The following is a 25490-nucleotide window of genomic DNA, read 5'->3' on the forward strand; positions in this document are numbered from 1 at the left end:
GCCCCGTTGCGCCCCTGGCTGTACGAAGCCCTCGCTCGCGTCGCCAGCGCTCCCCCCCCGGACTCCCGAAAGTCGACATCAGCCGTGTCGCAGCCAGACGCCTCGACCCCAAAGAATACGGCTATATAGAAGAATCGACAGCATGGTCTTACACCCTCACCGACACCGGCCGAGAATTCCCGGAAAGCACATAGCGGCGCTAACATCGTTCACTGAGACATGATTTCTCGACCCGCCAACCGCCCGCTGGAGCTATTCGAAAAAGAAATCAAGAGCGTGATGCGTGCCGATAATTTTCGGATAACATTTATCAAGATGAATTCATGTCCGCACTCGCCACCTCTCAACCAGTGGCCCCCACGTGATATTAAAAGAGCAAGGGGCGATGCCGGTGACGATCACCTGCGGATTCCGGACACCATCACGACCGCAGAAAACATCCAAGAGGTACAGCGAGTAACACAATTCCAGCCACGATCCCCCCGATACCGGACGCTGGCTATACTTAACACCATTACTGCCAAGACACCTTCACCGGTAGGTCGATCAGCCGCATGAAGTGGTGCATTGCTTCGATTTGCCTTTCGGCGGTCCACAACTCTGGGTGCTCGATTGCCGACAGCACGACGCCGCTGGTCCATAGTCGGATGAGGTCTACTGTCGCGTCGAGCTCCTCGGGCGGGATCAAACTTTGTACCGCGTTCTTGATCAGGTCGCGCATACCGGGTTCGATGCGGTCGAGGTGTCGTGCGACGGCCGGTTCCACATTGCGGTGGCTTACCAGCGCCACACGGGCGCGCTCGACGGCCATCGCCTCCTCGTCGATCGGCAGGAAGTATCGGACTACTGCCTCGATGCGGTCATGTGGGTCTTCGATCGAGGCGAGTTCCTCTTGCATGGATTGCGCCTCGTCCAGGGTTTCCTGAAGCATTCGTGTCAGCAACGCCTCCCGGTTCGGGAAGTAGTGGGTGACCATTGTGACCGAACCTCCGAGTCGGTCGCTGACAGCGCGGAGCGTGAACTTGGCGAACCCGGATTCTCCCAGCACCGCGGTCGCCGCGGCCACGATCTCCTGTCGCCGCTGCTCATGGTCGACATGAATCGGCACTGCGCCGCCCCCGCTTCTATCGGTCACATCGTTGTACAACGACGCGATCATAGATGAGGTCGCCGGGCCCGCCGACTCGTCACCGCTGAGTCGGCCCACTCATCCGCTGGTTCAGGCGATCGTCCCGAGCGGCGGCGCTACTTCGCGGCGAGGGGTACGGCCGCCCGAAGCGGCTTACAAGTGCTTTCTCACAGTGCGGGGCGGCGAGCGTGCCAGGTCGTGATGCGCTCGTACCGTGCGGCGATGGAGATGACATCGGCGTCAGCCCACAGGTGGCCGACGAACTGCAGGCCGATCGGTAAGCCTTCTGAGTCGAAGCCACAGGGCAGGTTCAGCGCTGGCAAGCCGGCATGGCTGGGCGGCTCGGTCATCGAATGGATCAGGATGCCCAGTGGAGGGACTTCCTGGCCGTCGACGAGGCGGATCGGGCCGCGATCGCCACCGTGGGGGAAGGCCGGCACCGGGGTCGTGGGGGTGACGAGCACGTCCGCTCCGGCCATGGCCGTGGCGAAGGCGTTGTAGATTTCGGTCTTTCCTTCACGGAAAGCCCAGTTGACCTCTTTGCCGGTGACACCCTCGGCACGTCGAGCGAGGTCGTGGCACATCGGCCATAGTTCGACGCCGTTGGCATGCATCTGCTCGACGAGTTCCAGGTAGTCAAATCCGTTGATACGTTCGAAAAACTGAGCCGTGTCAGGCAGTGTCACGCTCACCTCCTCGACCACGGCACCGTCCGAGCGCATGTCCTCCAGCGCCTGAATGAATGCCGCCCGCACCTCAGGGTCGAGGACGCTCTGTCCCAGATCGGAGCAGGCTGCGACACGGATGCCGGTCAGATCGCCTGGTGTGCCTGCCGCCTCGACGTAACTGCGCGTATCTCGCGGTATCGAGAAGCGGTCGGCGGGGTGGTGCCCGTGGGTCGCTTCGAACACCAGCGCCGCATCGAGCACGGTCCGCGCGATCGGCCCCTCTGTCGCGTCACCGTCGGTGTTGTCGACGGTGGGGATCCGTCCGATCGACGGCTTGATTCCCACCGCGCCACATAGCGAAGCGGGTACTCGGATCGAGCCACCGCCATCCGTGCCCCAGGCCACCGGCCCTACCCCGGAGGCGACAGCCGCGGCGGCACCCCCGCTGGATCCGCCGGCGGTATACCCGGGCCGCCATGGCGTGCTCGTCGATCCCGTCAGCTTGCTCTCGGTCACTCCGAGTAGCCCGAATTCGGGTGTGGTGGTTTTCCCGAGCAGGATGGCGCCCTGCTGCTTGAGTCGTGCCCAGCCGATCGCATCGTCGTCCGGGACGAATTCGGCGAAAGCCGTACAGCCATAGGTGGTGCGCACCCCCGCGGTCTCGACGAGGTCCTTCACGGTGACCGGAATCCCGAACAGCGGCGGGAGGTGCTCACCGGATCGCAGCCGACGTTCGGCCTTGTGGGCCTGCGCCCGTGCTTCGTCGCCAGCCCTCGTGACCATGACATTGAGCAGCGGGTCGACATGATCCATCCGATCCAGTATGGCGTCCACCACTTCGACTGGCGAGACCTCACGACGCCGGTAGAGCTCCCCGATTTCCATGGCGGTCTTCCAGTACAGCTCATCCGACATGCCTGCTCCATCCCGTCCCGGACCGCGGTGAACACCCGGTAGCCCAACAGATCATGCCGATTATGTGCGACACACGTTGTATAACGCAACGGATACTTCCTGCTATCGTCGGACACGCCCGACCGGACCGGCCGGACGGGATCAGCCGGGAGGCATGCATGACCACCTGTCCCGATGAGAGCCATCGGCCGAGCGGGGAGAAGTGATGAGCGATCCGAGCATCAGCAGACCGCGCCTGCCGCGTGAGCGCGGGTGGGGGCCTGACCCGCTCGAAGGGTCCAAACTTCGCCCCCTGTGGCTGGACACTCCCGACCGTCCCGCGCCGCGGCTTCCGCTCACCGACGACATCGAAGTCGATCTGCTTGTGGTCGGCGGGGGCTTCACCGGCCTGTGGACTGCGCTTCGAGCTGTCGAACGCGACCCGGGGCGCCGGGTCGTGCTCATTGAAGGCGACCGCATTGCCGAACACGCCACCGGCAGAAACGGCGGGCTGTGCGAGGCGAGCATCACTCACGGCGAGCACAACGGGCGCGCCCGCTGGCCCGAAGAATACGACCGGCTCGACGAGATCGGCATGCGCAACCTCGACGACATCGAGCAGACCGTCGGCCGCTACGGTATCGCCTGCGGGTTCCGCCGCGGGGGCTCGCTGTCCGTGGCCACTCGTTCGCACGAGGTCTTGCGGCTGCGCCCGGACCGCGAAGGTTTCCTCGATGCCACTACCACCCGGTCCATCGTCGATTCACCGACCTACCTTGCCGGGAGGTACAGCCGCGACGACTGCGCCGTCGTCGATCCGGCACGATTGGCGTGGGGGTTGGCCGACACCGCTGAGGCGCACGGTGTGCGGATCTATGAACACACCCGACTCGACTCGCTGCGGTACAAAGGCGGTCGGGTCCGGGCTACGACCGCCGGCGGTACCGTGCACGCCGCGAACGTCGTGTTGGCGACGAACGTCTTCCCCGGACCGCTGAATCGGCCGCGTTGGTCGGTCGTCCCCGTCTACGACTACGTCCTTGCGACCGAGCCCCTCACCGACGAGCAGCTTCGTTCTTTGAACTGGGACCCCGCCATCGGTGTGACCGACTCCGGTAACCAGTTCCACTACTACCGGATCACACCGGACCGCCGGGTTCTCTGGGGCGGTTATGATGCCGTCTATCACTTCGGCAGGTTCATCCGCAGCGAACTTCAGGATCGGCGAACCACTTTCGAGAAGCTCGCGCAGCACTTCGCCGATACGTTCCCTCAGCTTGAGGGAATTCGATTCACCCATCGCTGGGCAGGGGTCATCGACACTTCCACTCGCTTCGCTGCTTTCTTCGGCCGCGCTCACCGGGGCCGAACTGCCTATGCAACGGGGTTCACCGGACTCGGCGTGGGTGCCTCGCGGTTCGCCGCCGACGTCATGCTGGATCAGCTTGCCGGCCTCGATACCGAACGCACCCGCCTGCGCATGGTTCGGGAAAAACCGATGCCGTTCCCGCCCGAACCGATCACCTGGCTCGGCATCCGGATCACTCGCTGGTCATTAGAACGCGAGGACCGTACAGGACGGCGCAACGTGTGGCTGCGATTGCTCGATCGTCTGGGGCTGGGGTTCGACTCATAGTGCGATGGTCATCGACGACTGCGCACGTTCCGCTCGGCCTGTACCCCCACCAGCCCCTGAGAATTATTGACGGGTCAAACCGAGGTGTGGCGTCCGGATCAGGTCCTGCAACGAAACCAAAACGTGCCAGCCACGTCTCGGGAACCGAGATCACCGACGAGGTCGTCCTCGTCGGCGAGAACCATTTCGGCGGGCCCCTGTCAGAAATGTCGTATGCCGGGGCCGAACACTCCGGTGATGACCAGGCCATCATGGCACCAGCCCGGGAATCACGCCCCGTTGCAGTGCTCGACGTTCTCGATCGATGGAGAGGCGAATCGTGAGTTTCACCAGCACTTCCCGGGATGCAGGACACGACGTGGTGGTGGTCGGTGCCGGGGTGACCGGCCTGACCGCCGCGTGGCGCTTGGCTGAGGCAGGACGTGACGTGGTGGTCTTGGAAGCCCGTGAACGGGTCGGAGGTCGGCTGCTCACCGAGCGATACGGTGACGATGACGGGGCGGACTTCGAGATGGGCGGTCAGTGGATCGCCCCCGACCAGACCGCACTACTGGCGCTGCTCGACGAACTCGGGCTGCAGACCTTTACTCGCCATCGGGCCGGGCACTCTCTCTACCTGGACCGCAGTGGAAGATCACATCGCTTCGACGACGAGCTCCCGGTGCGGGGGCGGACTGCGGCCGGAATCCAGACACTGACCGCGACTCTCGACGCACTCGCTGCTCAAATCGATCCCCAGCGGCCCTGGACGCATCCCGATGCACGACGGTTGGACCGGGTCTCCTTCGGTACGTGGCTTGAGCAGCAGTGCGACGATCGTGAGGCGTGCGAGAACATCGCGCTCTACATCGGACCCGCGATGCTGACCAAACCGCCGCACGCGTTTTCCGTGCTGCAGGCTCTCCAGATGTCGGCGAGCGCAGGCTCGTTCAGCAATCTGCTCGACGCCGATGTCATCCTTGACCGGCGCGTCAAGGGCGGCCTGCAGTCGGTCCCCCTCGTACTCGCCGAGCGGCTCGGACAACGAGTAAGGCTGGGCGTCGAGGTCACCCGGATTGTGTGGGATGACCACGGCGCCACTGTGCACACCGCGGATGAGACGGTCCGGGCATGTCAGGTCGCACTGGCCGTGCCGCCACCAGTGCTTCGTCGGGTCCGTTTCTCGCCGGCGCTGCCGACTGAGCGCAGGATGGCCATGGAGCATCAGTCATTCGGTCTTGTGATCAAGGTGCAAGCAGCGTATCCGAACCCGTTTTGGCGCGAAGAAGGGCTCAGCGGCACCGGATTCAGCCCGTATCAGGTGGTGCACGAGGTCTACGACAACGCTCCGGCCGACGATCAGCGCGGGTTCCTTGTCGGGTTCGTCTCCGATGTGAACGCCGATGAGGTGAGCCGCCTCAGCGGCAGGGCACGTCGCGAGCGGATTCTCGACTCGCTGGCGGCTTACTTCGGTGATCTAGCCCGTGACCCACTGCTCTACGTGGAATCCGACTGGCAGCACCAGGAGCTGACCGGCGGCGCCTACGGGAGCACGTTCGACCTGGGAGGCCTGACCCGCTACGGAGCAGCCCTGCTCAAGCCGGCGGGGCCCCTTGAGTTCGGCAGCAGCGACACAGCCGGGCACGGTTTCCTGCACGTCGATGGCGCCGTCCGAGTCGGCGAACACCTCGCCGCACGCCTGTTGGGTAACACGACAGAAAAAGAGGAATTCAAGTGACCAACACGTTCAAACCTGAGCTGCTTCCCAGCACTGATAAGATTTTCAACACCATCCACGATCTGGTTTCGATCGGGCCACGACGAACCGGCACCCCCGAAGGAAAATCCTCGGCCTACTATGTTGCCGATACTTTCCGCGCGCTCGGCATCACCGACGTTCGCATCGATGAGTGCCACTCCACCCGCTGGGAGGCAGATCACTGGGGATTGACCGTCGGCGGCGCAGACGTACCGTGCTTCCCGGTCACACACTCGTTCATAGGCGAGAACGACATTGCGGAGTTCTCCACCGGCAGCGATGGCTACACTGCGCGGCTCGTTGATCTCGACAGCTCGCCAACCGCCGAGGAATTAACAGGTGCGATCGTCATTTTTGATGTACATTTCATCGGCTCCGACGTCGCTGCGGAAGCGGGCCATGAAATCTCCACCTCGTTCCCTGATGGCACGTTGCCCGAAGGGAAGCTCATCGACCCCTACCATACGTCACTGCCCGACATCATTCCTCGTCTCGTACAGTCCGGGGCCGTTGGATTTATCGCCGTACTGGCCGACTACTTCGATTCCAACAGGTATATCAACGAGGATATCGGTGATATCCCTATTCCAGGAATGTGGATCACTCGCAGGCAAGCGAACGAGGTCCGGGCCCGTCTACGTGCTACCCCCGTCGTTGAGGCTACGCTGTCGTTGCACGGCCGCCGCGAGCCGGCAACCGGATACAGTCCGGTGGCGGTCCTGCCCGGACGTAGCTCCGAATCCATTTTGATCCACTCGCACCACGATTCAGTGTGGTCCGGAGCGGTCGAAGACGCGAGCGGGACTGCGGTCGTGATCGCCCTGGCGGAGTACTTCGCATCCATCCCCATACAGGAACGCGCCCGTACCCTCATTTTCGCCAGCATGGATACCCATTTCACCGGATACGAAGCACATCAGGCGTTCGTTGATAAGTACGTCGACCACCCAGAAGACGGTCGAGAGATTCTTATCGATATAGCCATCGAGCACATCGCACGGTCTGGCCGTGTTGTCGATGGCGAATTGGTGACAGGCGACGAATCAGAACTCCGGCTGGTGCTGCACCGAACCGGACAGAAAGTCGAAGACTTGCTCGTGAAACTAACGAGTCCACTCGACCGGATCATGCTCCTTCCGACCTCGTTTCTCCCCACCGCGGAGATGCCCACTGATGCCGATTTTCATTACCAGGCGGGAATTCCGGTCATCAGTTTCATCTCGGCGCCGATCTACCTCTACGACGAGTGCGACACGCTCGACAAGGTGGACCGGGACCAGCTTCGTCCGATCACCGGCATGTTCGCCGAGCTGGCCACCGAGTTGCTAGACGAGCCACGGAAGCACTTCCACCCCTGAACAGTCGTCCCAGCGATTCGCGGTCCTGGCTGGATTGGGGAGAATTCTCCCCAGTCCAGCCAGGACCGCTTTATTTAGCCCGCCTGCTGCCATTTACTGGCAGATGGGACGTATGGCACGCAAAAGAGGCACTGCTGCGACACCGGTTGCGAGGGCGAGGACTAGCCCGAACGTCGGTGCGCCGAATGAGTCGAGGAGCCAGCCCGCGGGGGCGGGCCCTAGCCCTGTGCCGATCGCCAGTGCACCACTGGCGGCCGCAACCCAGCGGCCGCTGGGGTCTGCGGCCGCCGCCACGGCGAGGACTTGGACGAGCAGGCCCATGAAGCAAACCTGCCACACGATCGCAGCACCGCCGTAGCTCAGGGGCGAGGGGTCGGCGGCGATCACTAACTTGGCACCCCCCTCCACGGCAGTGAGAACGGCGATGGTGGGCAAACGTCCGAACTTGCCGGCCGCCATCGCGCTCAGGCCGACTCCGGCCAATGATGTGATCGATGCGATCGCCAGTACCACCGAGACCGCGTCGGTAGACATCCCAGCGTAGCGTTCGCCCAGCACGGCACTGTAGGACCAGGCCCCTTGATCCGCCGCCCCCAACAGTGCGACCGCAAGCAGGAACACGACGGGCACCGAGACAGCCGATCCAGTTGCCCGATCGGGTTCAACACTGTCGGGAAGAGCGCGCACCAGCCAGAAAGCCGGTAGGCAGCACGCTGCTAAAACCGCGAAGCCGGCCGCACCACCCCACGCGGCGTTCGCCTCGGGTAACGCGATGACAAGGACCGCGATCACGATCGTGCCGCCTACGACGGCAACAACTGAGGCCCGGTCGGTGTCACGTGTAGCAGTGATCGCGGCCATGGCGGCGGCGTAGCCAATGCCGAGCCCCACCCCGGCCACAATGTTTCCCAGGGCCAGCACCGCAAGATCCGGCGCGGCGGCGGCGGCCACGAAGCCGGCAACCGTGGCGGCGAGCCCCAACGTGGCGACGCGCGGCCGCCCAGACCGGGCCGCCCGTGGCGCCACGATCAGGGCGGCCAGCGCCGTTGCCAGCAGCTGCAGCGTGGCGACCATGCCCGCCGAGGCGTTCGAGAGGTGGAACCTGTTCGCCACGCCCGGTAACAGCACCGGCATCAAGTTGGCCCCTAGGTTTCCCAGCGAAGCCCCCGTAATCAGTGCGGCACCGACGCCGAAGCCGATCCCGGACGAGGAGCGGCTCAGTGACCGCATCGGTTCGTCCACCGTGGACATTGATCTGACATATGAGCTCTTTTCTCATCGACGCCGACCGCCAGTCCCCGCTCGGGGGCATCAGCCGTGATCCGGGCGGATTCGGCGGGCTCAGCTGCTACCCGCCCTCCTGGGTCCGCACACCCACACGAAATATTATTCACGTTATATTACGGTAAAGATACATCTCGGTGTGCGTGCCGCACAGCGCTGGCCTGCGCGGTCCGTTAGAAGAGGTCGGTCGCGTAACGCCCGTCGGCCGCCAGCCGGGCGATCCAGTCGGAGCCGTGTTCACGATGGCCGATTCGGATGAGGGTGTCCTCGACGGCGGGCCCCATGCCAGTGGCATCGCCGCACACGTAGACGTGGGCACCGCGTTCCACGAGATCGAGCACGGTGTCGCGCTGGGCCCAAAGCCGGTGCTGGACGTAGCGAACGTGGTCGTCGGGACGCTGCGAGTAGGCCCGGTACGTCCGTAGGGTCCCGGCCGCTTCGTGCGGGGCGAACTCGTCCACGTAGAGGTCGTCGTGTTCGGGGTGTCGGCAGCCGAAGAACAGCACGTTCTCGCCCTGTGCTTCGCCCCGTTCTGCACGGGCGTGTCGGGCCTGGATGAACGCCCGGAACGGCGCGATCCCCGATCCAGAAGCAATCATGATGATCGGTACCGAGTTGTCCGACGGCGGGCGGAAGGACTCCTGCGGTTGGGCGAGGGCCACGGTGATCCGATCGCCGGGCAGTGCCCGCTGCAGATAGCTGGAGGCGGCTCCCCGGTAGGTACCGGTGCCCGAGAGCGCCGGGGTTTCGACGACGGACACGGTGAGCGCGACGTCGGCCTGCACTTCGGCAGCCGAAGAGATCGAGTATTGGCGCACGCGCGGCTCAGTCAGCCTCTCCAGAACCCACGCCAGATCGACCTGACAGGACGGGAACATTTCCAGCAGATCCAGCAGGGACAACCGTCGTGCCCTGACCACATCCGCGTATTCCGATCCGGCGAGTTTGTCGAGTTCGTCGTGTTCGGGGGGGCATTTCGTGCTTTGGGCCAGGGCCGTGACGACGCCTGGCGAGGCCGGCGCGGAAAGGTCGACATGGCGGGTGAGCAGATCGTCTACCCTCGTGGGCAGGTCGACGGGGATCCTGCCGCTGGGCGCATCGGAGACGACGGTCACGATCTGGTCGGCGCCGACGGCGAGTCTGGCGATCATGCGTGCGACCAGGCTCGGATGATTCTGGGGCAGCACGGAAAGGTAGTCTCCGGTGCGGTAGGAGGTCCCTTCCGGCAAGCGCAGTTCGAGGTGTCTCTTCGATTTTTCGGCGGGACCGCGGGTGAGTTCACGATTTTCCAGTACCACCGCCGTGGCGGCGTCACGGTCCGCATCGGGCTGGTCGGAGACCGTGATTCGGTAGCGCGGCCCGGTCGGCTGGGTGTCGTCGATCCCGTAGTGCGTGGCAAGTTCTGCCCACAGCGGCTGGTACCAGCGTTCCCAATCGCCGAAGAAGTCCGTACGTGCGTCGATGGCACCACGTTCGCGAACCCTGGTGGCGCCGGCGGCGCTCATCGCCTCGTCGATCAAGGCAGGCACCCGTTGATAGGTGGGAGCCCAATCGAGGCTGCCGCAGCCGAGCACAAGGTAGTCCACGTTGGACAGATCCGGCGATGCTTGAGTGAGCCAGTCGACGAACGTCACCGCATTGTCGGGCGGGTTGCCGTTGTAGGACGAGGTCACGATCACGACCGGCCCGTCGACCGGAAGTGGTTTTCCGTAGTCGTCCAACGCCGCGACGGCGGTGTTCCAACCACGAGCGGCCCCGTCGGCGGCGATGGTGCGGGCCAGGCGTTCACCGCTGCCGCCGTTGGAGCCATAGAGGATCTGCATAGGGGTGCCGTGCGGCGGTGGTCCGTCCGCGGCGCGCGTCGGCGACACTGGTCGTGCTGCTCGGGCGGTGGAGGCGGTCTCAGCCTGGGCTCGGAAACGGCTCGTCCGGGCCTTGGCTCGGACGGCGAGGTCCTTGGGTTTGATGGTCAGCGACTCGCTGATTGCAAGCTCGTAGCCTGGGTCGACGAGAGTGATGTCGAAGCGCTGGAGAACCATCGCGAGCACGAGCGTCGCCTCCTGCAGCGCGAAGGGACGACCGATGCAGGCCCTGGCACCGTGTCCGAAGGGCATCCACGCGTACTCGGGGATCTCGTCCATCCGGTCCGGGGCGAAGCGATCCGGATCGAACCGGTCTGGCTCTGGCCACACCGCGGGATCCCTGTGCAGCACGGGAAGCATGACCATCACGCTGTCGTCCGGGCCGATCTCGTATCCGCCGAGAGTCGTGGGTTCACTCGGCGTAAGAGCGAAGGCGGGTGCGGTGGGATGCAACCGCAGCGTCTCGCGCAGAACCTGGCCGATGTAGCCGAGGCGGGCGAGGTCGTCGAATCGGGGAGTCCTGTCCCCGAGTACTTGATCCACCACATCGCGTGCTTTGGCGAGCACATCAGGATGAGCCAAAAGCTCGTGCGTGGCGAAAGACAACAGCCCGGAGGTGGTCTCATGCCCTGCGACGAGGAATGTCGCCAGCTGGTACTGGATGTTCTCTTCCGAAAGTTTCTCCCCGGTGAGTGGGTCTGCGGCGCTGAGCATCCGCTCCAGCAGGTCGTCCGGGCGTTCCTCGCTTGGTGTGCGTGTCCGCAAGGCGACGATGCGCTCAGTGATCTGTCGCATGGTGGACAGATCGTCCCGGTATTGCCGATTCGTGCCGACGAGGAAGGGTTGCACGCCGGGCAGCCGCTCCGTACGTTCGCCAGCTTCGACCAGTGCGCGCACCATCGCGTCCACGAAAGGATGTGGCTTCTCCGAATAGAAGGAGTTGAAGCGGACGTCGAAGGCGCACAGCGCGATCGTGTCGAGGGTCAGCCTGGTCATGTCTTCGGCAACGTCGATGGCGTGGTCCGGTCCGAACCGCTCCCAGCGGGTCATCATCTGCTCGGCGATGTCGAGCATCTGCGGGAAGTAGTCCCTCATCGCCATAGTGCCGAACGCCGGCATCAACAGCCGGTGAGCTTTGCCCCAGTTCGGTTCCTCGTTGTAAGCAGTGAACAGCCCGTCACCACCGAAGTCGCGAACCTTTTTCAGAGCATCGTGCACCGATTTCGACCATAGCGGGTTCGAGCACATCTGCGCTACGAGCTCATGGTGGGAAGCGAAGATCTGGCGCTGCCCCAATACGTTGAGGACGAAGATACCACCGAATCGGGCGTGATAGTCCTCGGCGAATTCGATTGTGGTCTCTTGCGTTCCTCCGAGCACGTCGAACAAGTTGCCCACCACAGGCAACGATTTGGGACCGGGAATCCATTCCGCCGCGATCGCACCGGATTGATCGGCCATCAGAATCTCCTTGTCAATGGTCAGACTGGGTAGTGGATCGATGCTTCCGGAGCGCGAGCACGGCCCCGAGCGCAGCGAGGGCGACGATGACTGCTGCGGCGAAGAAGGTGTGTGTCATCGCACCGACGAACGCATCGCTCACGACCGCCATGAACGGTGCCGCCGACTCGGGCGGTAGTGTCGTGGCGATGCCGCTGGCCGCGCCGACCGTCTCCGAAGCCGGGCCGACGACCTCGTCGGGGAGCTCTCCTGCGAGATTCTGGGCGACGGTACCGGTGTAAAGACTCGCACCGACGCTTCCCAAGACTGCGGTGCCCATCGCACCGCCGAGCTCATAGGCGGTCTCGCTGATACCGGCTGCGGCGCCGGCTTTGTCCGCGGGCGCCGTGCCGATAATCACGTCGTTGGTGAGAGTGTCGGCCACGCCGACTCCTAGGCCCAAGAACGCGCCGCCTGTGAAGGACAGGAGCATCGCCTCGTTCCCGCCCAGGAAGCTCAACACCAGATAGCCGCATGCGGCCGTGGCCAAACCGAAGCCGATCACCCATCCCATGGACAGTGCCCTCGCGACCGATGGAGCGGCGAGCGACCCCAGGATCGCGCCCGCAGCCAAAGGCAACGACCACAATCCGGCCTCAAGCGGGGACCGTTGCAGGACGACTTGCACGTACTGCGGGAAGAAGTAGAGCACCCCGGTCATCGCGAACACGCCCGCCACGTTGGCCAGCACCGCAACAGTGAACGGCAATGACCGGAACAACGTAATGTCGATCAAAGGATGGGTGAGCGTGCGCTGCCGGTAGGTGAACGTCCATGCGATCAGAATTCCGCCGAGAATCCACGCGATCGAAACAAAGCTCCATCCCTGTTTGCCCGCATCCTTGAATCCGAAGATAACCGCGAGAATCGCCGCGATCAACAAGATCACTGACAGCACGTCGAACGGGCCAGGCCGCGGATCTTTCGACTCGGGCAGCAGCACAGGGCCAATGATCAACAGTACGATCATGATCGGCACATTGATCAGGAACACCGAGCCCCACCAAAAGTGCTCCAGCAGCACCCCGCCGATCACCGGACCGAGCCCCGCTCCGCCGGCGAACACCGCCATCCACACCGAGATCGCTCGCCGCCGTTCGGTCGCGTCCTGAAAAACCGACCGGATCAACGACAGCGTGGACGGCATCAACGTGGCACCGCCGACCCCCAACAACGCCCTGGCCAGAATCAACACTTCCGGGCTCCACGCGAACGCAGCCAGAACCGAAGCCACCCCGAAGGCCGCCGAACCGATCAACAGCAACCTGCGACGACCGATCCGGTCCCCCCAAGCGCCCATCAAGATCAGCAACCCCGCGAGGAACACCCCATAGATATCGATGATCCACAGCAGCTGTGTGCCCGACGGCGCCAAATCCTGACTCAGGTGCGGAACAGCCAGCGACAACACCGTCAGATCGACACTCATCAACAGCACCGGAACGGTCAAGACGCCCAGTGCCCACCACCGGCGACCAGCAATCGGCCAACCGGTTTCCGTGCCCTCACCTGCGCGCATGTCGTCTCCTAGCCCGAATCTTTCTCACTCGAGAGTAACTTGGCCAACCGACTAGGTCAACTGGCCAAGTCGTCTGTCTGAGTCACATGCTCAAGCGGGGGGACGGCAACTAGGATGAGGCCATGAGCGACCACGAGACGGTGACGGCACCACGGAAGAAGATCAGCGCCGACGAGCGTCGCCGACGGCTCCTCGACGCAGCACTACGGGTGATGAAGCGCGACGGCATCGCGGCCGCGAGCACGCGGGCGATCTGCGCCGAGGCCGACATGTCTCACGGCGCGTTCCACTACTGTTTTCACTCCAAAAAAGATCTCTACGCCGCACTCTTGGCCAGCGACATCGAGATTGACCTCGGCGCAGCCTGGCCGGATATCTCGTCGCAGGCCAGTCCTCAAGAGAACATCCGAACGCTGCTACTTGCATTCTGGTCTCAAATCGAATCCGACCCTGAGGCCCAGCTGGTCCTGTTCGACCTGGGCAGCTTCGCTCTGCACAATCCCGAACTCCAGGACCTGCCGCGATGGGAACATGACGTCTCCCTGAACAAGACGACGGGATACATCAAACGCCTCGGCGCAGAAGCAGGACTGACATTCCTTCAAGACGAACGCACGCTCGCCGAACTCGTCCTCGATACCCTCAACGGGGTCGCATGGTCATGGCTCGCACACCGCGACAACGACCAAGCCCGCCGCAGCCTCGACCAGTTCGCAAGCATCGCCGCAGCACTCGCACAAAAAAGCGATAAGCAACCCACGCGCCGATCTCGGCCAACTGATTCCATCGCACGACCAACCCTCAGCCAAAAATGACACCCCATCAGCCTTCCTCGAATACCGGGGGTCACAGGACCGCTCGACACACCTTACAAACAGACCCCCAGCACCCTGCGTCGTAAGTTGTTTCACGGAGCGCTGCCACCCGATCTCGCTTTGAAAAACGACGTCGCCACTTAAGTCCACCCCGTGAGGGAGAGGCCTTCACGGGAACATAGATATCGTAATAATTATCAGATGATGGGCCGCATCAGATCGAATCTGCGGCTGCGTCATACTGTCGTTCCACGTCCTCGCGTGGGGACGTTTGAACTGAGAGTGAGGAATCGGACGAGACTGGGGATCGGCACCGGACCGAAGCCCGTTGGCCGAGGCAAAAAGCGGTCAAAATTGCATATCTCTACCGAGGTGGGCGGGCTGCCTCTATCGGTGTCGGTCTCCGCGGCCAACACCCATGACATGGACGCACTGCGAATCCACGACGACAAAGGCTACGTCTACGATGACCTGCCCACTGGCTGCGCAACGGGAACATCGTGCCCCGCAACGCCCGCACGGGCGTCGAATCCAGCACCAGGCTCGGGCGCTACCGGTGTCGCGTCGAACGCAGCTTTTCCTGGTTGTTCAACTATCGCTTTCTAACCCCGCGGCGGGAACGCAAAGCCAGCAGCTTCGCAGGATTCCTCACCCTGCCAGCCCTCACCTGAGCGCCCCCACAGTGAGACGCCCCCTTAATGGATTCTCCCGACGCGCCGACGTGGTCGAACGGGAGCGGGCGCGTGGAATCACGGCCTTCCGCCGCGAGCACTGCCGCGAACCGAACTTGAAGCAGCTGCTGGAGACTGGACGCCGCGCCCAGTACTCGGCGCACCAAGCGAAACCCGCCGAGTGCCTACCGCTGGCCCGCACGTGGCGCGGTGGCGTCACGATGCCACGGGGAGGGCTTGAGCTGGCGCTCGACGTCGCGCCAGACGCGCTCCGGGACCGCAACATCAGCCCAACATCGCACGCCGCGGTGACCAGCGCGGACCCGGCCTCGGCACTCTCCACTGGAACGCCGAAGCCACATTCGGCACCACTGCTCGGCGAACTTCGCCTCTGCTGGGGCATCCGAAACGGCATCCACCCGAGGACTTGCTCCAGCTCGCCAGCCGCACGGGCTTCGCCGGCGAATCCCCCGTCGTAGCGCTGAAGACCCTGGTGGTGCCCGCTCCGCCGTCGTCGTGCGGTCCGGGTGTTTGACAATCTATCTAAGTATGAAGTGTACTTAGATACATGAACGACAGCGTTGCGGCGTGGCCGGCGGCCTGGATCCGGGCCGCCATGCCGACGGCAATCCTTGCGACGTTGGAGCGCGGCCCGCTCCACGGCTATGCGATCGCAGCAGGACTCGAGGGGCTCGGGATGGGCCGCCCGCGAGGCGGATCCCTCTACCCGCTCCTCGGCACGCTCGAATCCTCAGGCGCCATCGCGGCGTCATGGCACGAGGGAGATGGCGGGCCAGGTCGCCGCGCGTACACGCTCACCGCTGCCGGGCGTGAGCGCCTCGCGCGCGAACGCGGACAGTGGACCGACCTGGTCACGACGCTGAGCTCCGAACACACCGATCACGAAGGAGAACGCTCATGAGCACCGGACTGGAATCGGTCCAGCAACAATTCACCGCAGCACGTGGCGTGAGCACCGACGGCGACTGGGCGCAGTTCGCCGTTGCGCGCCTGGTGCTCGACGGCGTCCCGCGCCAGGTGGCCGACGAAGCCGTGCGCGAGTTGCTGCCCACCGTCGCGGACAGCGGGGAGGCTCCGGCGGAGCTGTTCGGCACCCCTGCCGACTGGGCCGGGAAGTACCAGCGAGAACGGTGGGAAAACGGCGAGAACGTCCGGACCGAGCCGGACGTGACCACCCGACGCGACCTAGTGATCGTCTCGCTGATCGGCGCAGGCCTCATCTCGAGCATCCAGTTCCTGTTGACGCTGCTCGACAAGGGGGGCACCGAGGTCTACACCCCGATGTACGTGCTGTTCCCGCTCCTGTTGAGCGCCGCGCCGCTCGCCGTTCTCCAGACCTTCCACCGGGCCAGGGTCGGGCGTTCCTTCCACTCCGCGGTGGGCCTGGCCGCTGGCACCGTCGTGGCACTGGCATTGATCATCGCGACGCTCTTCCTCACGTTCGGCGATAGCCCCGCCTTCGAAGCCGGTGGGTTCTGGCACCTCGTGCTCGGGGGAGCCTGGTGGGCCGCCGCCTGGATCGTCGGCAAGGTGTGGCCGCAGCCTGATGCGCGGCCCGCCGGGGAACCGGGTTCGGCCGTCGGCGACGACCAAGCGGCGTGGTGCGATGACCTGGCCGCCGCCCTGCGGCGCCGGGACGACATGACCGACGCCCGCGTAGCGCAGATCATCGCCGAGTCCCGAGACCACATCGCGCAGTCCGGCCGATCTGCGCGCGAAGAGTTCGGCTCCCCCGAGAGCTACGCCGATCGGTTCGAGCGGGCCGAGCGGGTGCGCTCGCGGCGGCTGGCCTGGTTCTGGGCCGTGCTCGCCGCCCTGGCCGCGGGACTGGTCCTCACGCACGGGACCGCCGAGGGCTGGCAGTGGAGCGGACGGCTCCTCACCGCCGGCGTGTTGCTCCTGCTCTCCGGGAGCACCGCGGCCTTCTGGTTGCAGCGGCTCCTCCGCCAGGCCTGAGCCGCGAAAGCGCGGGACCGGTCGGCTTCTCCGATGAACGCGATCGTGCCCTAGGTTCGGGAGGCCCCGGACCGCTGCCGAGCGATCAGCGCGGGAAGCGGTCCGGAGACGAGCTTCGTGGGCGACGGCGTTGGACCGGCGGAACCCGCACGGTCGCACCCATGAACCCGGCGCCCACGAGCCCGCGACAGGAGTGACTGAAGAGTGCGCTGGCTAGCGACAAGTGCGATCAGGTCGTTCACGGTTCCTGGCTCGTGTCGGCGAGACTCCCGAGAACACGCCGAGAGCACCCGCAGGCTGGCCTAAACGCTGTCTCGTAACCCCATGGGTACCCCAGAAACAGGGAGGCCGGGCTGAGGTCGATGGAGGTTCAACCCCAGCCCGGGCACTCGCGCGAGCGCCACTCACCGGCTTCGACGCGACAGTAATTTCCCGAAACCGGCCCTGCACGAGGAACTCGCAGAACCAACGCTAGCGCAGAAAACGCCATCGCTGACCACCTTTCCCGACCGATCACTCGATCAACACCACACCGAACCCCACCGGAGGACCCACCAACGAGAACGATCACGGTGCGCCCTGCACCAACCCCGCAGACCTCACTGCCTGGTGCTGCTCAGACTGCGCCGAAACCGTGCGCCGCCACCTCCGCGAATCGAGGACTATGCCGCCGTACTCCCCGTCGAACCCAACCTCGCCGGCAGTAACCGACGTTCCCCGGCTTCGGTTCGCGTTCGCCCCTCTTCACCGCTCTGAAAGGTCGGAGACACCGTCGCTGTACAGCGCGGGGACTACGGAACGACGTTCGATGGCCTCGCCCGACTCTGCATCGGTGCCGAACTTGCCGACATGACACCCTGACACACCTCTCGCCCCCACACAGGCATTTCCCCCGCCGTGAACCCCACACCGATCGTTCGCGACGTCGAGGGCCGCGCGCTCAGTGACCGCCCAGCCCTCGCGCGCCTCGCCGCCCGTCTGTGCACACCATCCGCGGCATTGCAAATATTTGGCCGAGCATGGCCCCTGCCTGCCATTTAGTATCTGTTCGCCTATCCCCTTGTCGCATGCAAGGCTCCCCCAAGCTTCGTTGCACCGCCTCACTCGGTCCAGTGCCGAGCGCTATCGACGAGCATCACTGTCCAGAGAACATTCGCGGTCTCGTGTCGTGCTGTGGATTCACTGCGTGCACTACATCGCCCCGAATAATACCGACCAAAAGGAGCGCGACTACCCATATTTTCAGGATGGCGCATAGGATTCCTGGGTCACAGCTTCGGAAAGATCGAACCGATGGCAGACGGACGGCAATCGCCGCCCGTCTGCCTCCACGTTCGGGAGTTCAGGACTCGAACGAGGCTCACCTGGAACCGGTGCGCCCCGGCACGCGATCAACGGACCCCGGTGCCCACGAGCGTGCTGGTATCCACTGTCCGCACATCCTGTTCGTCCAGCGAGGCGAGAAAATCTCCGCGCAGTGCGCGTACCTGATCGGGCGTCAGACCGTCGAGGGCACCGCGGAGTCCGCTACCGAGAACGAACCGCCAGGCGAAATCTTGGCCGGACGGCACCGCGCCGGGCACTTCCCGCACCGTGACTTCGGTGAGACCGAGGCCTTGGAACCATTGCGACAGCGATTCCCGAGTGTTGATTCGGGTGATGGGATTCGGCTGATCCTGCCCGTCCGCGATGTTCGGTTTGTACCGTTCGACGATGTTGTAAAACGCCTTGCTGTATTCTTCGATCGCGCCTCTGCGCCACACGCTGACTCCGAATCGTCCCCCGCTGCGCAGCAGGCCGACCAAGCGGGCCGCCGCCGTATCCATCTCCGACAGAAAGAACACACCATACGCGCATTGCACCCTGTCGTAGGGCATCCCATTCGGTGGCTGCCAGGATGTCACGTCCGCTTCCCAGAAGGACACGTTGCCGACTCCTTCGGCGTCGGCCCGTTCTCGGCCGGCGGTCAGCAGGCCTGCGGCGAGGTCTACCGCGTCGACCGTTCCGCTCTCTCCCACGGCACGCCCGGCGGGAATCGCCGACGCTCCGGCTCCGCAGCACGCGTCGAGCACCCGGTGTCCTGCACCGGGAGCAACTTCATCGACGAGGGCTCGCCCCATCGGCCCCCAGACCAGCGGCGTGCAGGCGACATAGTCCTGCCTCGTCGCCCCGAACAATGCACCCAGCTTTCCTGCATTCACCCGAAATCCCTTTCATCTCTACGGACGCCCCACTTCGGGGTTAGGAATGATCTGCGCGTTTCATCCATCGGTGGCGCAGAGCACCTCGGCCGTCGGGCGGGGGCGTGCGGTCGCCGGAGGACGCTCAGCACGCGCAGTCGACATCGCACGCAGCCACGTCGTGGACGACCATGCCGGCAGCGTGCCAGGTTTTGAGTCCTTCGGTGTCTTTTTCCAAGCGCTTTCCGATGACCTCAGCGATATGGGCGAAGCGCTGCCGGAACTTGTAGACGAAGCACAGGTGCAGCGCCCGGTGCCGCACCGACGGCCCGCAGAAGAACAGCCCCGGGGTGGTGGTGGACTCGTCGTCTTCGGTCAGCAGTGGCCATCCGTCCTCTCGCGCGACGAAAAGCCCCTCCACCGCGTTCAGCGCCGGGCGATACCCGGTCGCCAATACCGGCGGGGTCTCCGTTCGCATCTCGTCGCCCTCAGTCGTGTGCACGACGTATGCGTCCCCGTTGCGACGAATCGACGTGGCGGCCGCGCCGGATGCGAAGTGCAGGAGCCCGCTGGCCCTCGCCCGTTCCAGTCGCTGCCGGGTACGCGGCGCCAACACCATCGACGGATCGGAACCCTCCGCTTCCCACGGAGCACGTGGATCCACGACCGTCACCGGATTGCCCTGGTGAACCAGCGAGCAGGCCACGTCGATGCCCGACTCGTAACCTCCCACCACGGTCACGGGCTGACCGTGCGGAGCAGACCAGGCCGCGGACTTGGACGTGTGCACCCCGAGTTCAGCGCCCGGGATTCTCGGGGCCTCAGGTGCGGAGAACTCGCCAGCGGCCCAGATCACCGTTCGTGCCGTGATCGGGCCGCGGCTGGTCTGAACGACGAACTCGCCCGCACCGTTCCTGTCGACGGCAAGAACGCCGCACTCCTCCAGCACGGGGGCGTTGAAGTGTTCGCGGACTCGGTCGAGGTAGTGGGCGTAGCCCTTCCCCGACGGGTAATCGATCTTGAGGGTATGCGCGGGTGAGGTCTCCGGGTGAATGGAGTTCAGATCGATCGCCCCGAAGGCGTTGCCGGTGAACGACGGCGTGAGGAAGCGCATCTTCTGCGGCCACCGGCGGAAGGTCTGGCCCACCCGTCCCCGCTCGACGATCCCGACCACAAGCTCGTCCACGGCCATCAGCGCGAGCCCCGCGCCGAGACCGGCCGGGCCAGCTCCGACGACGAGCGCATCGATCCGGCGGGTGTCTGCAACCAGCGTCATAATGAAAATGATAATCGTTATCGTGTAGTCTTGCCCCGTGCGCCTGATCACTCACGCCGCGAGCGCACTTCCGCCCGTGTTTCCCGAGATCGAAGGAGTCCCCGGTTGTCTGCGAACGAGCCGACCAGGATCGTTGTCGTCGCAGGGCTGGCCGCCGACTGCGCACGAGAAGTCGCCGACGGACTCAATGCGGCCAGCAGCCGCACCGTGACCGTTCACCACGACTTGAGCGCTGCTCGCGAAGGTGTCATCCGCAGAGAAGTGCGCACCGCGTCGCGCGTTCTGGCCACCCCGGTGGAACTCGTACGCTGCTGCCTGTCGTGCACGCTGCGCGAGGACGTACTCCGCGTCGCACTAGGTCTTGCCGAGACCGGCCGGCATGATCGGATCGTGCTGCACCTGGACCCCGGTATCGAACCGGAACCGGTGTGCTGGGCACTGTCGCACGCACTGGTCGGGGACAAGTGCGTCACCGACGTGGCGGACATCGAAGGGGTGATCACCACTATCGACCAGGCACGCTGGCTGGAGCAGGCCACCTCAGCCGAGCCCGTGCCCTCCTTCGCCGCCGCATTCGGTGAAAGCGATGACCGCACGCTGGCACAGATCGCTGTCAGTCAAGCCGAATTCGCAGATGTCCTCGTCACTTCCGGCGCCGTCTCCGACGACCCGACCACGGCAGTACTCACCCGGCTGGCTCCACTGGCATCCCGTGTCCCGGAACATGGGATCGATCACCGCAGCTTGCTCGACGACCTTCCCGCCGAAGCGCGGCGAGGTCGGTGCGACGACGCGCACGGTCCCCTGCTGCAAGGGCAGCCTCCACTGGAGCACGAGCACGGTGTCGCATTGACGCTGTTCAGTGCACGCCGCCCCTTCCACCCAGAACGACTCGAAGAGGCAACCGGTGCACTCGTCGACGGAGTGGTCCGTAGCCGAGGGCGCATCTGGCTCGCCACTCAGCCCGACGAGATGTTGTGGATCGAATCGGCAGGTGCGGGCATGCGGGCCTGGTACAGCTCCCCGTGGTTTTCCAGCCTCGGCGGCCACGAGCACGAGGACGCGGACTGGGAAAGCCTCTCACCCGTACAGAGCGCTATGAAGTCCTTGAACTGGGACCCCTACTACGGCGATCGGGAACAGCAGTTGGTGATCATCACGCACTCGGGTACGGACCCGGACGACATCGTCGATGCCCTGCAAGCAGCGCTGTTGACCGACGACGAACTAGCCGAGGGCGAAGCAGCGTGGTTGCGCTACCGGGACCCGTTCAAGGAGGCATCCCACACGGATTCCGCCGAGGACACGACCACAGGATCCGGTTCCAGCGGCGAACGATGAGCCGGGTGGATCTTGCCGCACCCTGCGAACCGGCCCACTCCACCTCCCGCATGCAATGACGCGTTCCCGACAATCCGAACGGGACCGGCCGCAGATATTTCGGCAACGGCGTTTCAGCCTGAACCTCGTCCGTCAACCAGCGACACAGATCGACAACATACGCCGATTCTGCAACGCCTCACCGAGGTGGCAGACCTTGCGCGCGACCGGATGCGCACATCGCTGGACAATGACGAATGGGACCGCACACAGCCCGGCAGGGCGGCGCCCGCCGGGCGCCGAATAGGACCACCCTGCGGCGAGACATACGAAAAGGCAGTCACTTTGCACCAGCACACCTTGCTCGCATCCACGAATCGCATCCTTGAGCAAGGAAAACAGCTCGGCGACGATTCCGGTCACAGCCAGAGCGAGCACACCAGATGAAAACTGAAATACCGGACGGATCGGGTACGCCGATTCTTGTCCTATCCGGAATCGGGGTCGGATCACTACTCGGACTGACCAGCCCCCCTGCCGCCCAGCTGGCCGACGCGGCGGTCGGTCACACTGTTCTCGCGCTCGTGACACTGCTGATGCTGGAAACGGCATTCAGCGCGCAAACCCCGTCGCGGGAACAGCTGCGCTTCGTCGGAGTCACCTGGTCTCACAATTTCATCCTGAGCCCCATCATAGCCACGCTTCTCGTCCTCATCATGCTTCCCGATCAGCCTTTGCTCGCCACGGGAGTGTTCCTCTACCTGTGGGCCCCGTGCACGGATTGGTTCTTGGGATTCACCCGGCTCGCCGACGGGAACACGACGATCGGTGCGATACTCGTGCCGGTCAACATGCTCACTCAGCTCTTGCTCTACCCCGTGGTCATCTACGCGCTGACGCGCAACAGCACCCCCTGGGACATCGGAGAGATCACCCAGTCGCTCTGCACGTGGTTCCTCCTCCCCGTACTCGTCGCGACAGCGGCCCGCGCGGCATTGCACGCGACTCTTTCCACCGCGGCCTTCAACCGCACGATGAAGTCGGCGAGGAAAGCAATACCGATCGCACTGGCGTTTCTGGTAATCGAGATATTCGCCGGAAACACTCGGGCCATGGTGAACAACGCAGACTCGATGTTGCGGATTCTCGCCGTCACTTTGACATTCTTCGTCGTCACTTACCTGCTCGCCGGAGCCATCTCACGAACCTTTCATATCCAGTATGCAGAGCACGCCCTGCTGGTGATGACGACGGCGGCACGCAATGCCCCGATGATGCTCGCCCTGACCACGATCACTTTCCCTGATCAGCACCTCACACATGCCGCGATCACGATCGGGATGCTGGTGGAATTCCCGCACCTCGTCGCGCTGCGAACGCTGCTTTCGAGGAAACGCCGATGAAACCCGGCAACCGTTCCCGGCCTGGTTCGACGCGCGGGCACGCAGAGCTCACCGGAGGACGAACGAGCCAATTTTGCCGATTCAGCAAAGCACCTTGGCAACAAACGTAAACTCGGCCTACCTTTCGCGACGCGGTGAGCAGCACCGCACCGGCGAAACACGAACCGAGGGCAGGACGCATTGTCAACAACAACTGGATCCTGCAACGAGCGCTTCGGCCGGCTCCAGGAGGAATTCGCCCACCGGCTGGAAACCGGGCACGAACTCGGAGCGGCACTGGCCGTCCGCGTGGAAGGCGAATCGGTGGTCGATCTCCACGGCGGCTGGGCCGACGCCGTACGAGCCACACCGTGGCGAGCGGACACCCTCGTGTGCGTGTGCTCCACTACCAAGACAGTGATCGCGCTGGCCGCCCTGTTGCTGGCCGACCGAGAAGAACTGGATCTTGATGCTCCCGTCTCCCGGTACTGGCCGGAGTTCGCGGCCGAGCAGAAGGACATGATCAAGGTGCGGCATCTGCTGTCCCACACCTCGGGGCTGTCCGGCTGGCAGCAACCCATCGCGTTGCCCGACGTCTACGACTGGGATACCTCCACGACACGCTTGGCCACGCAAGCTCCGTGGTGGGAACCGGGTAGCACATCCGGCTACCACGTCATCACTTTCGGCCACCTGATCGGGGAGGTGATCCGCCGGATCACGGGAATGCGGCCGGGAGAGTTCGTGGCCCGCGAACTCGCGGCACCGCTCGGCGCGGATTTCCACATCGGGCTCGACCCTGCCGAGTTCCATCGAGTGGCCGAACTCATTCCGCCAGCTCAACCGGACGTCACCAGCATGCCGGATCCGGACGGCATCCAGGCACGGAGCTACACCGGCCCTTTCCCCGATTTTTCCCAGTTCGCGGATGAGCGCTTCCGGTGCGCGGAGATCCCGGCCGGCAACGGGCACGGCACCGCGGAGGCCTTGGCCCGTCTCCAATCGATCGTCTCGAACCGGGGCTCTCTCGGAGGCCGACGGCTGCTCGGACCACACACCCTCGATCGGATTTTCGACGTGCAGTCGAACGGCACCGACCTCGTTCTCGGCGTTCCGCTGCGATTCGGCATCGGCTACGCCTTGCCCTGTGAAGCGACCTTCCCGTTCATCCCGGACCGCAGGATTTGCTTCTGGTTCGGCGCGGGAGGCTCGTTCGCCGTCAACGACCTGGACCGGCGCGTCACGATCACCTACGTGATGAATCAGATGCACCCTGGTCTGGTCTCCCCCAACGCCGCCGCGTACCTGACCGCCGCGTTCGAAGCTCTCGACCAGCTCTGAGCATCAGAGCAGCGCGGCGCGGTCCCGCAAGAAAGCTGCACGATCAACTGGCGAACGCCGCGGGCACGTCGCGCACTTCCCCTTTTCCAACAAACGGAAAGCAAGGCAGCATGAGGCACGTCGCACGAACCTAGCGGTACCCGTACCGGGAGGAGGGCGGCGCACGTCGACGTAACGCGGCGGCGGCAACCCTGACCCTGCCTCAGCCGCCAGCGCCACCGAGGCAGGATCTACCGCAAGAGCTGGGGGCCAGTTCCGGGATGACCTGCTGGCGCCGCCTGCGGGACTGGCAGGAAGTCGGGGTCTTCGACCGCCTCCACGAGGTGTTGCTCCGAGCTCAATACGGGCCGGGCTGATCGACTGGTCGCGCGCATGTGTGGATGCTTCCCACGTCCGCGCGAAAAAAGAGGGATCTGCGACTGGGTCGAGCCCGGTCGACCGTGGCAAGACCGGATCGAAACATCACCTGATCTGTGACGGCGGCGGAGTGCCTCGCGCAGTCACACTTGCCGGTGGCAACCGCAACTACACCGCGCAGCTCGTTCCGCTCGCAGACACCGTTGCCCGTGTCCGAGACCACCGAGGTCGACCGCTCCACCCACCAAAGACCCTCGTCGCCGACCGAGGCTACGACTACGGCACATACCGGAACCTGCTGCGGCAGCGCGGAATACGGCCTGTGACCAGCCGTCGTGTCACCCGAGGTAACAACTCGCTGAGCAAACCCTGGCCCCCTGCACCAGTACCGGCGCTTGACCGGAAAGGTGGGAACGCCGCATCGACGTCCATTTGCGGTTTCCCCGCCCTGGCCCGCGGACCCATCACCTGCCGCCGACTCCCACACCACACGCGCTAGGAGCTCTAAACGAGAGCATCAGAGCTGGCCATATCGGCCCCTGCGCGTCTCGATTCACCACGCCGACACCGTCCCACGACTTCT

18 protein-coding genes are annotated in these 25490 nt (G+C 64.4%); 10 read left to right on the top strand and 8 right to left on the bottom strand.

All coding sequences use genetic code 11. The annotated features are described in order from the left end of the window. Positions 1-514: 514 nt before the first annotated feature. Both LCD33_RS13350 and LCD33_RS13355 read right to left on the bottom strand, forming a co-directional pair. A complete protein-coding gene (locus tag LCD33_RS13350) occupies positions 515-1147 on the bottom strand; it encodes a TetR/AcrR family transcriptional regulator (protein WP_224966395.1) in 633 nt (210 codons plus the stop codon). A 149-nt stretch (positions 1148-1296) separates the two neighbouring features. Further along, a complete protein-coding gene (locus tag LCD33_RS13355) occupies positions 1297-2712 on the bottom strand; it encodes an amidase (protein WP_224966394.1) in 1416 nt (471 codons plus the stop codon). Positions 2713-2917: 205 nt separating this feature from the next. On the opposite strand from LCD33_RS13355, the gene LCD33_RS13360 reads away from it, so the two are divergent. From LCD33_RS13360 to LCD33_RS29390, 3 genes are all read left to right on the top strand, one after another. Continuing rightward, positions 2918-4327 (top strand): FAD-binding oxidoreductase, encoded by a 1410-nt coding sequence (locus tag LCD33_RS13360; RefSeq protein WP_224966393.1) that lies wholly within the window; start codon positions 2918-2920, stop codon positions 4325-4327. Positions 4328-4646: 319 nt separating this feature from the next. Continuing rightward, on the top strand, positions 4647-6044 hold the full coding sequence (locus LCD33_RS13365) for an NAD(P)/FAD-dependent oxidoreductase (RefSeq protein ID WP_308011274.1): 1398 nt from the start codon (positions 4647-4649) through the stop codon (positions 6042-6044). Continuing rightward, positions 6041-7423 (top strand): M28 family metallopeptidase, encoded by a 1383-nt coding sequence (locus LCD33_RS29390; RefSeq protein ID WP_224966391.1) that lies wholly within the window; start codon positions 6041-6043, stop codon positions 7421-7423. The genes LCD33_RS13365 and LCD33_RS29390 overlap by 4 nt, the downstream gene beginning before the upstream one ends. A gap of 93 nt (positions 7424-7516) precedes the next feature. On the opposite strand, the gene LCD33_RS13375 is transcribed toward LCD33_RS29390, so the two are convergent. The 3 genes from LCD33_RS13375 to LCD33_RS13385 form a co-directional block, all read right to left on the bottom strand. Next, positions 7517-8674: an MFS transporter gene (locus tag LCD33_RS13375; protein WP_224966390.1), complete on the bottom strand. Its 1158-nt coding sequence runs from the start codon at positions 8672-8674 to the stop codon at positions 7517-7519. A gap of 206 nt (positions 8675-8880) precedes the next feature. Next, positions 8881-12030 (bottom strand): bifunctional cytochrome P450/NADPH--P450 reductase, encoded by a 3150-nt coding sequence (locus LCD33_RS13380; protein ID WP_224966389.1) that lies wholly within the window; start codon positions 12028-12030, stop codon positions 8881-8883. A 13-nt stretch (positions 12031-12043) separates the two neighbouring features. Beyond that, entirely contained in the window at positions 12044-13588 is a 1545-nt protein-coding gene (locus LCD33_RS13385) for an MFS transporter (RefSeq protein WP_224966388.1), read from the bottom strand. A 122-nt stretch (positions 13589-13710) separates the two neighbouring features. Between LCD33_RS13385 and LCD33_RS13390 the strand changes: the two genes are divergently transcribed. The 3 genes from LCD33_RS13390 (at position 13711) to LCD33_RS13405 (ending at position 17051) form a co-directional block, all read left to right on the top strand. Further along, positions 13711-14403 carry a TetR/AcrR family transcriptional regulator gene (locus LCD33_RS13390; protein WP_224966387.1) on the top strand — a complete coding sequence of 231 codons (693 nt, stop codon included), beginning with the start codon at positions 13711-13713 and terminating at the stop codon, positions 14401-14403. Between the two features lie 1239 nt (positions 14404-15642). Further along, positions 15643-15996, top strand: a complete 354-nt coding sequence (locus LCD33_RS13400) for a PadR family transcriptional regulator (RefSeq protein ID WP_224966386.1) — start codon at positions 15643-15645, stop codon at positions 15994-15996. Beyond that, a complete protein-coding gene (locus tag LCD33_RS13405; protein WP_224966385.1) occupies positions 15993-17051 on the top strand; it encodes a hypothetical protein in 1059 nt (352 codons plus the stop codon). Before LCD33_RS13400 ends, LCD33_RS13405 begins: the two co-directional genes overlap by 4 nt. Positions 17052-18442: 1391 nt before the next feature. Here the strand turns inward: LCD33_RS13405 and LCD33_RS13410 are convergent. Together LCD33_RS13410 and LCD33_RS13415 are read right to left on the bottom strand one after the other, a co-directional pair. Further along, complete coding sequence (locus tag LCD33_RS13410; protein WP_224966384.1) at positions 18443-19252, bottom strand: class I SAM-dependent methyltransferase; 810 nt, start codon at positions 19250-19252, stop codon at positions 18443-18445. Between the two features lie 124 nt (positions 19253-19376). Then, the gene (locus tag LCD33_RS13415; protein WP_224966383.1) at positions 19377-20507 is read right to left on the bottom strand and encodes an NAD(P)/FAD-dependent oxidoreductase; all 1131 of its coding nucleotides are present in this window, start codon (positions 20505-20507) and stop codon (positions 19377-19379) included. A 105-nt stretch (positions 20508-20612) separates the two neighbouring features. Between LCD33_RS13415 and mrf the strand changes: the two genes are divergently transcribed. The 3 genes from mrf (at position 20613) to LCD33_RS13430 (ending at position 24550) form a co-directional block, all read left to right on the top strand. After that, positions 20613-21848 (top strand): ribosome hibernation factor-recruiting GTPase MRF, encoded by a 1236-nt coding sequence (mrf, locus tag LCD33_RS13420; RefSeq protein ID WP_224966382.1) that lies wholly within the window; start codon positions 20613-20615, stop codon positions 21846-21848. A gap of 563 nt (positions 21849-22411) precedes the next feature. Continuing rightward, positions 22412-23230 (top strand): arsenic resistance protein, encoded by an 819-nt coding sequence (locus tag LCD33_RS13425; protein ID WP_224966381.1) that lies wholly within the window; start codon positions 22412-22414, stop codon positions 23228-23230. 180 nt (positions 23231-23410) lie between these two features. Further along, positions 23411-24550, top strand: a complete 1140-nt coding sequence (locus LCD33_RS13430) for a serine hydrolase domain-containing protein (RefSeq protein WP_224966380.1) — start codon at positions 23411-23413, stop codon at positions 24548-24550. A 3-nt stretch (positions 24551-24553) separates the two neighbouring features. Here LCD33_RS13430 and LCD33_RS29610 read toward each other — a convergent pair whose 3' ends face one another. Then, a complete protein-coding gene (locus LCD33_RS29610) occupies positions 24554-24769 on the bottom strand; it encodes a (2Fe-2S)-binding protein (protein ID WP_374228472.1) in 216 nt (71 codons plus the stop codon). A 157-nt stretch (positions 24770-24926) separates the two neighbouring features. On the opposite strand from LCD33_RS29610, the gene LCD33_RS29615 reads away from it, so the two are divergent. Then, positions 24927-25406: a transposase gene (locus tag LCD33_RS29615; protein WP_224966378.1), complete on the top strand. Its 480-nt coding sequence runs from the start codon at positions 24927-24929 to the stop codon at positions 25404-25406. Positions 25407-25490: the final 84 nt, after the last annotated feature.

Origin of the sequence: Saccharopolyspora sp. 7B (assembly GCF_020177435.1) — a bacterium.
GTDB classification, from domain to species: domain Bacteria; phylum Actinomycetota; class Actinomycetes; order Mycobacteriales; family Pseudonocardiaceae; genus Saccharopolyspora_C; species Saccharopolyspora_C gregorii.

Bases quoted from the DNA above. Each gene is read 5' to 3' on its own strand.
- LCD33_RS13355 (WP_224966394.1), bottom strand. From the start codon at position 2,712: ATGTCGGATGAGCTGTACTGGAAGACCGCCATGGAAATCGGGGAGCTC.
- LCD33_RS13360 (WP_224966393.1), top strand. From the start codon at position 2,918: ATGAGCGATCCGAGCATCAGCAGACCGCGCCTGCCGCGTGAGCGCGGG.
- LCD33_RS13375 (WP_224966390.1), bottom strand. From the start codon at position 8,674: ATGTCCACGGTGGACGAACCGATGCGGTCACTGAGCCGCTCCTCGTCC.
- LCD33_RS13380 (WP_224966389.1), bottom strand. From the start codon at position 12,030: ATGGCCGATCAATCCGGTGCGATCGCGGCGGAATGGATTCCCGGTCCC.
- LCD33_RS13385 (WP_224966388.1), bottom strand. From the start codon at position 13,588: ATGCGCGCAGGTGAGGGCACGGAAACCGGTTGGCCGATTGCTGGTCGC.
- LCD33_RS13390 (WP_224966387.1), top strand. From the start codon at position 13,711: ATGAGCGACCACGAGACGGTGACGGCACCACGGAAGAAGATCAGCGCC.
- LCD33_RS13400 (WP_224966386.1), top strand. From the start codon at position 15,643: ATGAACGACAGCGTTGCGGCGTGGCCGGCGGCCTGGATCCGGGCCGCC.
- LCD33_RS13405 (WP_224966385.1), top strand. From the start codon at position 15,993: ATGAGCACCGGACTGGAATCGGTCCAGCAACAATTCACCGCAGCACGT.
- LCD33_RS13415 (WP_224966383.1), bottom strand. From the start codon at position 20,507: ATGACGCTGGTTGCAGACACCCGCCGGATCGATGCGCTCGTCGTCGGA.